Annotated in this window: 15 protein-coding genes, 3 tRNA genes and 2 rRNA genes; 19 read left to right on the top strand and 1 reads right to left on the bottom strand. The window is 31.3% G+C overall.

The features are described from left to right. The 8 genes from LGK95_RS20500 to disA form a co-directional block, all read left to right on the top strand. A 23S ribosomal RNA gene (locus tag LGK95_RS20500) occupies nt 1-89 on the top strand; the annotation flags it as partial. Between the two features lie 65 nt (nt 90-154). Continuing rightward, a 5S ribosomal RNA gene (gene rrf, locus LGK95_RS20495) occupies nt 155-271 on the top strand. 5 nt (nt 272-276) lie between these two features. After that, nucleotides 277-351 (top strand) — tRNA-Asn (locus LGK95_RS20490). A 306-nt stretch (nt 352-657) separates the two neighbouring features. Continuing rightward, complete coding sequence (locus LGK95_RS20485) at nt 658-894, top strand: hypothetical protein (protein WP_226126758.1); 237 nt, start codon at nt 658-660, stop codon at nt 892-894. Between the two features lie 221 nt (nt 895-1,115). Further along, nucleotides 1,116-2,351: an aminopeptidase P family protein gene (locus LGK95_RS20480; RefSeq protein ID WP_226126757.1), complete on the top strand. Its 1,236-nt coding sequence runs from the start codon at nt 1,116-1,118 to the stop codon at nt 2,349-2,351. Between the two features lie 305 nt (nt 2,352-2,656). Beyond that, on the top strand, nt 2,657-2,896 hold the full coding sequence (locus LGK95_RS20475) for a hypothetical protein (protein WP_226126756.1): 240 nt from the start codon (nt 2,657-2,659) through the stop codon (nt 2,894-2,896). A 164-nt stretch (nt 2,897-3,060) separates the two neighbouring features. Next, nucleotides 3,061-5,502: an ATP-dependent Clp protease ATP-binding subunit gene (locus LGK95_RS20470; RefSeq protein ID WP_226126755.1), complete on the top strand. Its 2,442-nt coding sequence runs from the start codon at nt 3,061-3,063 to the stop codon at nt 5,500-5,502. 234 nt (nt 5,503-5,736) lie between these two features. After that, complete coding sequence (disA, locus tag LGK95_RS20465; RefSeq protein WP_226126754.1) at nt 5,737-6,801, top strand: DNA integrity scanning diadenylate cyclase DisA; 1,065 nt, start codon at nt 5,737-5,739, stop codon at nt 6,799-6,801. A gap of 36 nt (nt 6,802-6,837) precedes the next feature. On the opposite strand, the gene LGK95_RS20460 is transcribed toward disA, so the two are convergent. Then, nucleotides 6,838-7,242, bottom strand: a complete 405-nt coding sequence (locus LGK95_RS20460) for a nucleoside triphosphate pyrophosphohydrolase family protein (protein ID WP_226126753.1) — start codon at nt 7,240-7,242, stop codon at nt 6,838-6,840. Nucleotides 7,243-7,388: 146 nt separating this feature from the next. Between LGK95_RS20460 and LGK95_RS20455 the strand changes: the two genes are divergently transcribed. The 11 genes from LGK95_RS20455 to LGK95_RS20405 all read left to right on the top strand — a co-directional run. Beyond that, entirely contained in the window at nt 7,389-7,862 is a 474-nt protein-coding gene (locus LGK95_RS20455; RefSeq protein ID WP_226126752.1) for a CarD family transcriptional regulator, read from the top strand. Nucleotides 7,863-7,979: 117 nt separating this feature from the next. Further along, nucleotides 7,980-9,086, top strand: a complete 1,107-nt coding sequence (locus LGK95_RS20450; RefSeq protein WP_226126751.1) for a PIN/TRAM domain-containing protein — start codon at nt 7,980-7,982, stop codon at nt 9,084-9,086. A gap of 25 nt (nt 9,087-9,111) precedes the next feature. Further along, on the top strand, nt 9,112-9,804 hold the full coding sequence (gene ispD / locus LGK95_RS20445; protein WP_226126750.1) for a 2-C-methyl-D-erythritol 4-phosphate cytidylyltransferase: 693 nt from the start codon (nt 9,112-9,114) through the stop codon (nt 9,802-9,804). A 285-nt stretch (nt 9,805-10,089) separates the two neighbouring features. Continuing rightward, entirely contained in the window at nt 10,090-10,512 is a 423-nt protein-coding gene (locus LGK95_RS20440) for a Mini-ribonuclease 3 (RefSeq protein WP_226126749.1), read from the top strand. Nucleotides 10,513-10,514: 2 nt separating this feature from the next. After that, on the top strand, nt 10,515-11,318 hold the full coding sequence (gene thyX / locus LGK95_RS20435) for an FAD-dependent thymidylate synthase (RefSeq protein WP_226126748.1): 804 nt from the start codon (nt 10,515-10,517) through the stop codon (nt 11,316-11,318). Between the two features lie 299 nt (nt 11,319-11,617). Beyond that, nucleotides 11,618-12,355, top strand: coding sequence for a 23S rRNA (guanosine(2251)-2'-O)-methyltransferase RlmB (gene rlmB, locus LGK95_RS20430; RefSeq protein ID WP_226126759.1), 738 nt, complete (start codon nt 11,618-11,620; stop codon nt 12,353-12,355). 8 nt (nt 12,356-12,363) lie between these two features. After that, the gene (locus LGK95_RS20425; protein ID WP_226126747.1) at nt 12,364-12,873 is read left to right on the top strand and encodes an NYN domain-containing protein; all 510 of its coding nucleotides are present in this window, start codon (nt 12,364-12,366) and stop codon (nt 12,871-12,873) included. Between the two features lie 75 nt (nt 12,874-12,948). Then, nucleotides 12,949-13,590 (top strand): RNA polymerase sporulation sigma factor SigH, encoded by a 642-nt coding sequence (gene sigH / locus LGK95_RS20420; RefSeq protein ID WP_226126746.1) that lies wholly within the window; start codon nt 12,949-12,951, stop codon nt 13,588-13,590. Nucleotides 13,591-13,660: 70 nt separating this feature from the next. Then, nucleotides 13,661-13,735: transfer RNA gene (locus tag LGK95_RS20415), tRNA-Gly, on the top strand. Between the two features lie 9 nt (nt 13,736-13,744). After that, a tRNA-Thr gene (locus tag LGK95_RS20410) sits at nt 13,745-13,820 on the top strand. 80 nt (nt 13,821-13,900) lie between these two features. Further along, on the top strand, nt 13,901-14,020 hold a 120-nt coding region (locus tag LGK95_RS20405; RefSeq protein ID WP_243143407.1), incomplete at its 3' end, for a GTP-binding protein.

The raw sequence follows: 14,020 nt of genomic DNA, 5'->3' as shown, positions 1-14,020 counted from the left end.
CCTGGAAGACCACCAGGTTGATAGGTTAGAGGTGTAAGCATGGTAACATGTTCAGCTGACTAATACTAATAAGTCGAGGGCTTGACCAAATTATAAAGATAATGCGATAAACAAAACTCACTGTGCAATTTTGAGAGAATATTTATATTCTCAATTTGGTGATTATGGCATGAAGGTAACACCCGTTCCCATACCGAACACGAAGGTTAAGCTTCAATGCGCCGATGGTACTGCAGGGGTAACCTTGTGGAAGAGTAGGTCGTCGCCAAATAATGTTCCGCGATAGCTCAACGGTGGAGCGCTCGGCTGTTAACCGATAGGTTGAAGGTTCAAATCCTTTTCGCGGAGCCATTTTTTTAAAATATATAAGTATAAATATATTAAAGCTATTTAATGGCTTTTTTTGTTTTATAGAAAATTATAAATTTAAGATAGTATAAATAATATTGTATATATTATTTATTATTTATTTTTTATAAAACATATGGATAAGCATTAATAATTTTAAATTATTGATGCTTTTATTTATATTATCTATTTGTTTATGTTTAGATTTCAGCAATTAGAAAGAGAATACAAATATATTATAATAATTACGTATAGTTTGCCTATAATTACGAACCCTAATGTTAAATATAGCAAAGAAGGGAGAAATAAATGTCTGAATATAAATTAGACATTCCTGGTGATATTAACTTAAGTGATTATAGTAGCATTCATGATTATATGGGTATAATTGAGCGGAATGATAAGTTTACAATTACTTCAAAAATTAAAGATCCTCAGGAAATGAAGTTATTATGTAAAATGTTAGAAGATAATTACTTCACAGTTGTAACACAAGGCGATAAAGAGAATGGAGAATATTATATTACTTCTAAAAGAGAGAGGTAATATAATATTATAAAATTGGATGTTTTCATATATTTTGATTTTATATTAATTTTATAGTGAAAACTGTAAATTAGTTTAGACTGTAGTAGATATGAGTAATTATCTATTTATAAAAAAACAAAAAAATTCAATTCAATGATATGTTATTAATAGAATTAATTAATTTTAGGAAGCGTTGGTGTTATATTTTTGTAGTTATAAATAGTTATGGGGGAATTAAAATGAAAATGGTATTTACTAATAACAGAAAAAATCTATGGGGTAAATTGGATGAAAATTCTGTAACATTAATATTTGCAGGTCAGGCACCATATAAATCAGCAGATGAAACATATATATTCACTCCAAATAGAAATTTTTACTATTTGACTGGTATTGACAGGGAAAAAATGATATTGATGTTAATTAAAACAAATGGAAAAGTTGAAGAAACTTTATTCATACAGAAAAATGATCCTTTTATGGCCAGGTGGATAGGAGAAAAAATGCCTGAAGAGGAAGCAAAACAAATTTCTGGTATAGATAACATTAAGTTTGTAGAAGAACTCGAGGAAACTTTTGGTTCAATTTTGGATAAATCAAAAATAGAAAATTTATGTTTAGATCTTGAAAGACAAGAGTTCCATACATCAATGGATACATCACAGAGGTTTGCCAAGAGTGTTATGGAGAGGTATCCTTATTTAAAAATAAAAAATATCTACCATGAAATATCTAATCTTAGACTTATAAAATCAGAAGAAGAAATTACATTGATAAGAGAAGCTATAGATATAACTGATAAAGGTATAAAAGCATTAATGAAAAATTCAAAAGCAGGTATGAAAGAGTATGAACTAGAGGCTTACTTTGATTTTACATTAAAAAGTGCAGGAGTAACAGATTATGCTTTCCCAACTATCGTAGCTTCAGGCAAGAATGCAACTATACTCCATTACGATAAAAATAAAAGTGAACTACAGGATGGTAGTTTAATTTTATTTGACTTAGGGGCTCAATATAAATACTACAATGCAGATATAAGTCGTACTTTCCCTGTTAATGGAAGGTTTACAGAAAGACAAAAGCAAATTTACAATGTTGTATTAAGAGCGCAAGAAGCAGTAATAAAGATTGCGAGGCCTGGTATAATGTTTTCAGTTTTAAATGAAACTGCTAAAAAAGTACTTGGAGAAGGATGCATAGAGTTAGGTCTTATTAAAGAAGTTAGCGAATTATCTAAGTATTATTTTCATGGGGTAAGTCATTATTTAGGGTTAGATACCCATGACGTAGGAAATCGTAACATAGAACTAACAGTTGGAATGGTACTTACTAATGAGCCAGGGCTATATATAGAAGAAGAGAGTATTGGAATTAGAATAGAGGATGACCTACTAATCACACAATATGGATGTGAAAATCTTTCAAAACAAATTATTAAAACGGTAGAAGAAATTGAAGGATTTATGGGTTAGTATATTTATACAAATTATACGTACGCTTAAGTAGTAATTATATAATTACTACTTATTTTTTAGAGTTAACAAATTTTCTTATTTTAAGAAGGTAGGCTTTTAATTATGAAAGGATGCACAAAGAATTATGAGTATTATGTATAAATATATAAAAAAAACGTTGCGAAACTTGTGAGAAAAACAAGGCGAAAAATTAGTCCCATATAATAGTAAATATATGGGAGTGAAATACGATTACATATTAGTTATTGCGAGTTAATAACTGGAGTTTTTTTAAAATAAAATTATAACAGGGGGAAAGAAAAATGATTAAAAACAAGAATAACATTATAGAACTATTAAACAAGATTAAAAGATTCTCGTATTTTAAGAATAATTCAGAGATAGATGTAGTATTAAAGGAAACTGAAAGTATTAACATTAGATGTTACGACGATAAATGTATAGTAATTAATTTTTTTAATTATGATAAAGGTATTTCTATGCTATACAAAGACAGAAAATATATAAATATGAAGATATTTAATAGTGAGGTAGTTATATAAAAATACAAATTTAATATGGACATGCTTAAATGTTTTAATATAAGATATTTAAGCATGTCTTTTTATTAAATAATTACATAATATATTACACCGTGCAATAATTAGGATAAAAGTGGGTACAATTAAAGGTATAAGTAAATCCATTGCAAGTGAGGTGTTTGAAAATGATGTTTAATAAATTTACAGAAAGAGCACAAAAGGTATTAATATATGCTCAAGAAGAAGCTCAACAATTAAAACATGGTTATGTCGGAACAGAGCATATACTATTAGGAATTCTAAAGGAACAAGATGGGTTATGCAAAAAATCTTTAAATGATATGAAAATTTCATCTGAAGGGGTAAAAAAATTAATAATTGAGTATGAGGGAGAAGGAGACGTAGAGATGCGTAGAAATGAAATACCTCTTACTCCTAGGACAAAACGGCTACTAGAATTAAGTCTATTAGAAGCCAGAAATCTAAATCATAATTACATTAGTCCAGAACATATTTTGCTCGCATTAATTAGAGAAGCAGAAGGTGTTGCGTATACAGTCTTAGCTAATTTGGGAGTGGATTTTAATAAACTAAGAAACGATATATTGAATAATTGGTGTTCCGAAGATACTCCCAAGGGAAGTTCATCAAAAGAAAAAGAAAAACATGGGACGCCAACTCTAGATCATTTTGGTAAAGACTTAACTGAAATGGCAAGAGAGGGAAAACTTGATCCTGTTATAGGAAGAGATAATGAAACTCAGAGGCTTCTAGAAATCTTGTGCAGAAGAATGAAGAATAATCCGTGCCTTATAGGAGAACCAGGCGTAGGTAAGACGGCTATAGCAGAGGGGCTTGCACAAAGGATAGCTTCCGGTAGTATACCTGAAATTTTAAAGGATAAAAGAGTTATAACTTTAGATATATCATCAATGGTTGCAGGTTCAAAATATAGAGGCGAGTTTGAAGAAAGGCTTAAAAAGGTTATGAAGGAGATAGTTGTCGCAGGAAATGTTATTATATTCATAGATGAAATTCATACTATCATTGGGGCTGGAGGAGCTGAAGGGGCTATTGATGCATCTAACATATTAAAACCGGCCCTAGCTCGTGGAGAACTTCAATGCATAGGTGCAACAACTATAGATGAATACAGAAAACATATTGAGAAGGACTCAGCGCTTGAGAGAAGGTTTCAGCCTATAATTGTAGGAGAACCAAGTAAACAGGAAGCTATTGAGATATTAAAAGGGTTAAGAGATAAGTATGAAGCACATCACAGAGTCAAAATTACTGACGATGCTCTAGAAGCTGCGGTTACATTATCACATAGATATATTTCTGATAGATTTTTACCTGATAAAGCAATAGACCTTATAGATGAGGCTGGAGCAAAAGTAAGGATCCAAAATTTAACTGCTCCACCAAATTTAAAAAGTTTGGAAGATAAAATAGATAAAATTTCTAAAGAGAAAGCTGATGCTATATCAGTACAGGATTTTGAGAAAGCAGCTAAAATAAGAGATACTGAAAAACAATTAAAAGATGAGTTATATAATTCCAAAAATAATTGGAAAACACAAAATCATGCTGAGAAACTAATCGTTTCAGAACTTGAAATAGCTAATGTGGTATCTAGATGGATTAATATACCTATAGAAAAATTGACTGAAAAAGAATCAGAACGATTATTAAAACTAGAGGATGTGCTTCACACAAGAGTAGTAGGACAAAATGAAGCAGTTAAATCTATTTCAAAAGCTATAAGACGTGCAAGAGTTGGGCTAAAGGACCCCAAAAGACCTATAGGATCATTCATATTTTTAGGTCCCACTGGTGTAGGAAAAACGGAATTGTCTAAAGCTTTAGCCGATGCAATGTTTGGTGATGAAAATAACATGATAAGAATAGATATGTCAGAATATATGGATAAACATACTGTGTCAAGACTTATGGGTTCACCACCTGGGTATGTAGGATTTGAGGAGGGTGGACAATTAACAGAAAAGGTAAGAAGAAATCCATATTCAGTTATACTTTTTGATGAAATTGAAAAAGCTCATCCGGACGTAGTTAACATCTTGCTACAGATATTAGAAGACGGAAGATTAACAGATGGGAAAGGTAAAACGATAGATTTTAAAAATACAGTAATTATAATGACATCTAATGTAGGAGCATCTACTTTAAAGAAGCAGAAGGCTTTAGGTTTTAATATAAAGGGTAAGGATATAAACTCAGAATATGAAAAGATGAAAGATAATATAATGGAAGAATTAAAACATTCTTTTAAACCAGAATTTTTGAATAGAATAGATGATATTATAGTATTTCATTCATTAGAACAAGATGATTTATATAAAATAGTAGAAATAATGCTTAAGGTTGTGAAAAATCGTCTTAAAGAACTTGGAGTTGATATTAGTTTTAATGATGGAGTTAAAAAGCATCTAGCTAATGCTGGGCTTGATACTGCTTATGGAGCTAGGCCATTAAGACGAGAAATCACTAAGGTCATAGAAGATAGGCTTTCAGAAGAAATTCTTAAGGGTAGTATTGGCAAAGGAGATAGCGTAAATGCCACTATGGAAAACAATAAATTGATTTTTAAAACTTTGCATGATTAATGTTGTTTATGTATAGTAAAAAGTATATAATTATAAGTGAAAAATCATTTTAAAAGCCACTCTTGAGTGGTTTTTTAATTTGTAATAAATATAAGTTTTATGTTAATATAAAGATAATTAATAAACTTAATGATATTATAAGGGGGTGCTAATCTATGGCAAAGATTAAGAATGTATTTGTATGTCAAGAATGTGCATATGAAGCACCATTATTAAATAAGTAGGGAGAAAAAGATGAGATTAGAGAAAAGCAAGGAACTTATGAGTATATTGAAAATAATGGCACCTGGTACCTCACTCAGAGAAGGACTTGAAAACATTTTAAGAGCTAAAACTGGTGGGCTTATTGTTTTAGGAGATGGTAAGGAAGTATTAGATATTGTAGATGGTGGTTTTGGAATAAATGCGATCTATAGTCCTGCATATGTATATGAACTTGCAAAGATGGACGGAGCGATAGTCATAAGTAGCGATTTGAAAAAAATATTATATGCTAATACTCAACTTATGCCAAGCTCTACAATACCAACTTATGAAACTGGAACAAGGCACAGAACAGCCCAGAGGATAGCTAAGCAAACGGGGTATGTTGTTGTTGCAATATCACAAAGAAGAACTATTATAACTGTATATAAAGATGACATAAAATATGTTTTAAGAGATAGTAGTATTATTTTAGCAAAAGCAAATCAAGCTATCCAGACCTTAGAAAAATATGTTTCAGTGCTTGAGAGAGTAGTAAGTAATTTGAATCTCTTAGAGTTTCAAGATTTAGCTACATTGTTTGATGTAATATCAGCAATACAAAGGACTGAAATGGTTATGAGAATAGTTGGCGAAATTGAAAGGCACATATGCGAACTAGGTAATGAAGGGCGACTAATTTCAATGCAACTACATGAGTTAATTAGAAGCGTAGAAGAAGATGGGATACTCTTGATAAGAGATTATTGTCAAAGTGGCATGAGTTATACTGAAATGTATAGACAAATAGAAAGTATGAGTTCAGAGGAACTAATGGATTTAGATTATATATCTAAAATTATTGGATATATAGGTGTTCCTTTAGTCGATACGCTAATCTCTCCAAGGGGATATAGGATGCTAAATAAGATACCTAGAATACCTGTAAATGTTATAGAGAATCTTGTTAAGCATTTTAGAGAATTAAAAGCTACAATGGAAGCCTCATATGAACAACTTGATAGTGTAGAGGGTATTGGAGAAGCAAGAGCTAAAGCTATTAAGAGTGGATTAAGAAGGTTAAAAGAGCAATTTATGTTAGACAAGCAAATATAGCACAAAATAAGTTGTAACTTATTTTGTGCTACGTTTTTATCTCATGGTATATTTACCTAAGGTACTAATTTTGTCATACTCTTTTAAAAGAATGTCATATAAGTTAAGGTCTAAAAGATTACATAAAGAGGTTATATAAAAAAGATTGTTTCCGAGTTCTCTTTCTATGACTTCTCTACAGTTTTCACAAAGATTACCTTGAACGTGAGGATCATGTGAAGATTTAATGGCATCTAGATTTAAATCATCTATATTATCGGGTGTATACTGATTTTTTGCTCCTAATTTAATACAACCACAATTAGTAATGGATTTCGCAACAGCTCTATTAACTCTAGATTCAGATTCTTGAAGTTTAGTAATTATATCTAAAATACTTCTATGCCGTAACAGGGATTCATCCACAGAATTTTGAAAATTATCAAATATACAATCTTTCATTAGGTTCAACTCCTTATAAATATTTAAGTAGCTATACTATCTAAATTATAGGATTAACATTATGTTTTTGTCAATAAATTAAGTACGCATTTCACCTTATGAATATATAATAAATCAACAGGAGTTTTATTAATAGGGGGAATGTTATGTTAAATATTGGCGAAAATATATTTATAGCAGATTATGGTGCTGGGTATGTACAGGATATAAGTATTAAAGAATGCTCTAGTATAAGTTATAAATACGTAAATATATATCTCTTACTAGATAATATGAATTTTATGATTCCGATAGATAAAATCGAGAATCATAAAATAAGAAACATTTTAAATAAAAAAGAATTAGAGGCAACTTTAAATACGATATCAGATGGCTCTGATCCTATAGAAAGTAATTGGAATAATAGGTATAGAAGTAACAAGAAGAAAATCCAAAGTGGAGATACTCTAAAAATGTGTGAGGTAATTAGGGATTTATATTACTTGCAGAAGATAGATATGCTTCCACCAGGAGAAGTAAAAATTTTAGAAAGAGTTGAAGGAATGGTTGCCAGTGAGATAATGTTAGTTCTGGGGCTTAATATGGAGGAAGCACTATGTAAAATAAGGAATTTAGTTTAACAATTTGTTAATTGTATGACATATTTTATTGAAATACACAAGTTTATAGTATATATTAGATAATAACAGGATATAAATTCAAATAAGTGTTAATAATTTAAAAGGAGGTGAAGTTTTTTGTTAAAAAAATTATTAAGAGGACTGTTTACAATCATAGGACTAATTCTAGGGTATTTAATAGGGGGCATGCTTCTAAGCACAAGTTATTTAGGTGGACTTGATTATTTAAAAAATGGTACAATTCAGGGAATAATATTCATTATATTTTCTACTTTGATTTTTGGGGTTATTTTATTTCTGTTATCACCTTTAATGGTATCTTTTATAATGAAATTTATGGATTATATTGAAATAAGTACACAAAAGATGCCAACTTCTCAAATTATTTTTGGTACAGGTGGAGCAATAATAGGGCTTGTAATTGCAGCTTTATTTGCAGGATTATTTAAATATCAATCTCCTATATGGAATATTATTGCTGTTATTTTCACTGTTATAATGGCAGCTTTAGGAGCAGATATTTGCGGTAGAAAAAGAGATGAAATATTGACTTTTTTTACAAGTATTAAAAGGAGCAATGGATTCAAAGACAAAAAAGTCAAAGGATTTACTAATGAAAACCCAAAGGTACTAGATACATCAGTAATAATTGACGGTAGAATATTTGATATTTGTCAAACGGGTTTTGTTGAAGGACCATTAGTTATACCTACTTTTGTTTTAGAGGAGCTTAGACATATTGCTGATTCCTCAGATGGACTTAAGAGGAATAGGGGGAGAAGAGGACTCGACATACTAAACAAAATTCAAAAAGAGCTGAATATTGAAGTTGAAATTTGGGAGAAAGATTTTCCGAATATTGCAGAAGTGGATAGTAAGCTTCTTAAATTAGCTCAGGTTTTGAATGGGAAAGTAATTACAAATGATTTTAATCTTAATAAGGTAGCTGAATTTCAAGGGGTCCCAGTTTTAAATATCAATGAACTTGCAAATGCTGTAAAACCAGTAGTGTTGCCAGGGGAAGAAATGAAAATTCAAGTTATGAAAGATGGAAAAGAATCGGGTCAAGGAATAGCTTATTTAGATGATGGTACAATGATTGTTGTTGAAGGTGGAAGACGATATATTGGTGAGAACATAGTTGTTATTGTAACATCAGTACTTCAAACTGCCGCAGGTAGGATGATTTTTGCTAAAAACAAAGATTCTTTAGTGAAAAGTTAACCAGATTATGTAAGTGAGGTAATATATGAGTAAAAACTGTGCCATAATTTTGGCGGCCGGAAAGGGAAGACGGATGGGAAAATCTATTAATAAGCAGTATTTAAATATTAATGAATATCCTATTTTGTACTATACTATAAAGGCTTTTTCACAAAGTAATTGTATAGATGAAATTATAGTAGTTGCAGCAGAAGGTGAAGTTGATTATTGCAGAGAAGAAATAGTTAAGAAATATAATTTTTCGAAAGTAATAAATGTAATTACTGGGGGAAAAGAAAGACAATATTCCGTGTTAGCGGGCCTAAAGGCTATATCGAATTGTGAAATAGTACTTATTCATGATGGGGCAAGACCTTTTGTAAGTGAATCTATTATTAGAAATGCAGTCTTTTATGCTAATCTATATGGAGCTACTGCTTGTGGTGTAAGACCTAAGGATACAATTAAGATCAAAGACTCTTTAGGATTTTCTTTGGAAACACCTAGGAGAGAAATGCTATTTTGTGTACAAACACCTCAAGCTTTTAAATATGACCTTATATTAGGCTGTCATAAAAAGATTAACAATGAGGGTATTAAGGTAACAGACGATACAATGGTGGTTGAGCAATACGGTAACAAGGTATATCTTTATGAAGGTAGCTACGATAACATAAAGGTAACAACACCTGAGGATTTAGCAACGGGAAGACAAATACTCGATAAGAATTGGTGTTGACAGTATCTCATTTAATGTGTATATTTATTAGTAACTATAAAGAATATTACATGTAAATTTAATATTACGTAATGATGATGATGGTGAGTGGGGAATGCTTTAAAGGGAGAAAATACTAATATGAAAGATTTTAGGGGTTTTCAACCTGAGTTAGTGTTGTAGCAAAACTATCGGTAGTATATATCATTAAAAATGAAGACAAATTTAGGCGCTACCGCGATAAAACTCGCCCTAAAAAAGGGCGAGTTTTATATTTTTTGATAATATTTAAAAAGGAGAATAAGAATGGAATTTGATTTGCTAAAGGGTAAATTTACAATAGAGCAAGTAAAACAGTTAAACCCACTTGTCCTTGCATTAGTTGGTGATGCAATTTATGAGGTGTTTATCAGAACATATCTTGTGGAAAAGAATAGGGATATGAATGTACATAAAATTCATGTTAAGGCAGTTGGATACGTAAAAGCACATGCACAAAGTGAATATATGAAGTCTATAATAGAAAATCTAGATGAAGAAGAACTTAGAATATTTAAAAGGGCTAGAAATTCTAAAAGCGGTAGTATACCCAAAAATGCGGATTTAAATGAATATAAATGGGCAACTGGATTTGAAGCTTTAGTAGGTTTTTTATATTTAAGTGAAGAGAATAAAAGGTTGAATTATATTTTTGAAGAAATTATAAATCTTAATTTGGGGGATGAGTAATTATGCTTAAGGTTAAATTGATAGAACATACTCCGAGTCCTGAAAAGGTAATAGCTGCAGCAGCTAAACTTTGTTATAGCCAAGTAGGGGTAGATGAAATACTAGAAAATTTGGAAGAACAAAAGACTGAGAAATTTTTAGATATGCTAATGACTTATGGACACCATTCTCCAATAGAACATGTTAGCTTTACTTTTGCTATTGAGGGTGTATCTAGAAGTCTTACACATCAATTAGTGAGACATAGGGTAGCGTCATATTCTCAACAGAGTCAAAGGTATGTAAAGCTTAAACAATTTGAATACATAATTCCACCTAACATTGAACAAAATGAAGAAGCAAAAACAATTTTCTTACAATCAATGAATAGTATTCAAGAATCATATAATCAATTAGTGGACATATTATGTAAAAATGAGGAAGCTAAACTTATAAAAGAATATATAATCGATAAGAACTTAACAAATTCTAAAGAAATTGAAGAAAAACAATATAAAGTCTTAAAAGGTAAAGCAGAAAAAAAGGCTATTGAAGATGCGCGATATGTATTTCCAAATGCTTGTGAAACTAAAATAATAGTAACTATGAATGCAAGAGAATTAATTCATTTTTTTAATCAGAGATGTTGTAATAGAGCCCAGTGGGAAATACGCCAAATGGCAAAAACGATGTTAATGCAAGCGAGAATTGTGGCACCTGTACTTTTTAAACATGCAGGACCAAGTTGTGTTAGTGGACCATGTCCTGAAGGTAGTATGTGTTGTGGTAGAACACTAGAAATAAGAAAAGAATACGAAATGAAATAGAGAAAATGGGAGAGATATTTAAAATGAGTGATAATAAAAGATATAAAGGGAAAAATGCACCTAATAGTAGTAAAGAAGATAAATATACAGCGGCAGCGCCTAGGAAAAATAGAAATAGCGAACATGGCGCTAAGGAAAATAGAGAATTCTCAAGTAATAAAGAAGTCAAATATAGAGAAAGTACTAAAAAAGCTAAGCAAGGTGGAGAGAGTGTAGCAGAAAATAAGAAATTTACTAGGGAAAGAACTGATATAAATCCTAGGAAAAGTAATGTTAATGAAGAACTTGAACCTAAAATTATGAGAGAAGATTTAATTGAAGGAAGAAATGCAGTTATAGAAGCTCTAAAATCTGATAGAACTGTGGAATATATACTTATTGCCAAAGGTGATATGGTGGGATCTATAAGCATTGTAATAGCTTTAGCTAAAGAAAAAGGAATTGTTACAAAAGAAGTAGACAGAAGAAAACTAGATCAAATGTCACAAACATCATCACACCAGGGAGTAATTGCGGTAGTTACGCCTTACAAATATTTTGAAATAGATGACATTTTTAAAGAGGCATTAGATAGAGGAGAGAAGCCTTTTATAATCATACTAGATGAAATTGAAGACCCGCATAATTTTGGTTCGATTATAAGAACTGCAGAAGTTTGTGGAGCTCACGGCATAATAATACCTAAGAGGAAAAACGTTGGGGCTACACCAACGGTTTATAAAACATCTGCTGGTGCAATTGAGCATATGAAAATAGCAAAAGTAACTAACATAAATGTAGCCATAGAAGAAATAAAAGAACGTGGAGTATGGGTTTATGGTGCAGATATGGAAGCAAAAGATTATATTTTTAATGCAGATTTAACTGGTGCAGTAGCTCTTGTTATTGGTAGTGAAGGTAGAGGTATATCTAAACTTACAAAAGAAAAGTGTGATGTGCTAGTTAAAATACCTATGGTTGGAAAAATAACATCTTTGAATGCATCAGTTGCCGGCGGAATAATAATGTATGAAATCATGAAACAAAAAATTAGATGAGGTAAAAAGTGAAAACTATTTTTGTTGATGGGTATAATGTTATAAATAGCTGGCCAAATCTTAAAAAGATTAAGGATTATAGTTACGAATCTTCACGCCAGCAACTTATAGGCATTCTTCAAAACTACACTGGATTTAATGGCTATAAGATGGTTATAATTTTTGATGCACAATTTGTTAAAGGTAGCGTTCAAAACAAGGAAAGACAAGGTAATTTAATTGTGGTGTTTACCAAGGAAGGCGAAACAGCAGATGATTATATTGAGAAAATGGTCAACAACGTAGGGCGAAAATTTGAGGTTTGTGTTGTTACATCAGATTCCTTAGAGCAGCAGCTTGCATTTCAAAGGGGCGCCACTCGAATGTCTTCTATGGAATTTTATAATGAGGTAATAAGTACTCAGAAAAAAATTAAGGCAAGTATTGAAAAAAGATATTTGGAAAAAAGAAATTGGTTAGAAGAAAGAATAGATGAAAATACATTGAAAGAACTTGAAAAAATGCGACGGAGTCATTGAATTTTCTTGACTATATAAATTGCTCTAAGGTATAATCATCTATATGTCACATGTTTGGTGTGGAGGGGATATTTGTTGGAAAAAATCGGTAGAGCTAGTGTGAATACTTCATGCTTTGAAGAAAGATTGGATGAAGAAGTAATTATTGAAGCACAAAATAATAATGTTAGAGCACAAGAATATTTAATTAACAAATACAAAAATTTTGTTAAAGCCAAAGCTAAATCGTATTTTTTAATTGGTGCAGATAAAGAAGATATTTACCAAGAGGGAATGATAGGTCTTTATAAGGCTATCAGAGATTTTAAGGCAGATAGATTATCTTCTTTTAGGGCTTTTGCTGAAATATGTGTTACAAGGCAAATAATTACAGCAATAAAAACAGCCACTCGGCAAAAACACATTCCCCTTAATACATATATATCTTTAAATAAACCAATATATGACGAGGAATCAGACAGAACACTATTGGATGTACTCTCAGGTGCTAAAATTACAGACCCTGAAGAGCTAGTCATAAGCCGAGAAGAAGTAATAAGTATTCAAAATGATATTGGGGAAGTCCTATCAGAACTGGAGATGGAAGTACTTATGTCATATCTAGATGGTAAATCTTACCAAGAGATTGCTTGTGATTTAGATAGGCATGCAAAGTCCATAGATAATGCGCTTCAAAGAGTAAAAAGAAAGTTAGAAAAATGTTTAAGAAAAAGATAAAAATGTGTTGACAAAAAAAACAAACAATAGTAGAATTAATAACTGGTGTATAGCTTTAAGTTGTATGTCCGCGGGAGTAGCTCAGTGGTAGAGCACCAGCTTCCCAAGCTGGGTGTCGCGGGTTCGAGACCCGTTTCCCGCTCCAAAATCAAATGCCCATATAGCTCAGTCGGCAGAGCGTCACCTTGGTAAGGTGGAGGTCACCGGTTCAATCCCGGTTATGGGCTCCATAACTATTAAAGGTGTATAATACACTAGGATGAGTTTACTAACGCGAAAGTGTAATTATTTATATAAGGAGGAATACAAAATGGCAAAAGCAAAGTTTGAAAGAACTAAACCACATGTAAACATAGGAACAATAGGGCACGTAGATCACGGCAAGACTACATTAACAGCTGCAATAACAGCAGTGCTTGCAACTAAAGGC

The sequence above is a fragment of the Clostridium algoriphilum genome, assembly GCF_020443705.1.
Lineage (GTDB): Bacteria > Bacillota > Clostridia > Clostridiales > Clostridiaceae > Clostridium_AD > Clostridium_AD algoriphilum.
This window is presented reverse-complemented; position numbering and strand designations above follow the sequence as displayed.

Coding starts and splice junctions, on each gene's coding strand:
- LGK95_RS20485 (WP_226126758.1), top strand. CDS start 658: ATGTCTGAATATAAATTAGACATTCCTGGTGATATTAACTTAAGTGAT.
- LGK95_RS20480 (WP_226126757.1), top strand. CDS start 1,116: ATGAAAATGGTATTTACTAATAACAGAAAAAATCTATGGGGTAAATTG.
- LGK95_RS20475 (WP_226126756.1), top strand. CDS start 2,657: ATGATTAAAAACAAGAATAACATTATAGAACTATTAAACAAGATTAAA.
- LGK95_RS20470 (WP_226126755.1), top strand. CDS start 3,061: ATGATGTTTAATAAATTTACAGAAAGAGCACAAAAGGTATTAATATAT.
- disA (WP_226126754.1), top strand. CDS start 5,737: ATGAGATTAGAGAAAAGCAAGGAACTTATGAGTATATTGAAAATAATG.
- LGK95_RS20460 (WP_226126753.1), bottom strand. CDS start 7,242: ATGAAAGATTGTATATTTGATAATTTTCAAAATTCTGTGGATGAATCC.
- LGK95_RS20455 (WP_226126752.1), top strand. CDS start 7,389: ATGTTAAATATTGGCGAAAATATATTTATAGCAGATTATGGTGCTGGG.
- ispD (WP_226126750.1), top strand. CDS start 9,112: ATGAGTAAAAACTGTGCCATAATTTTGGCGGCCGGAAAGGGAAGACGG.
- LGK95_RS20440 (WP_226126749.1), top strand. CDS start 10,090: ATGGAATTTGATTTGCTAAAGGGTAAATTTACAATAGAGCAAGTAAAA.
- thyX (WP_226126748.1), top strand. CDS start 10,515: ATGCTTAAGGTTAAATTGATAGAACATACTCCGAGTCCTGAAAAGGTA.
- rlmB (WP_226126759.1), top strand. CDS start 11,618: ATGAGAGAAGATTTAATTGAAGGAAGAAATGCAGTTATAGAAGCTCTA.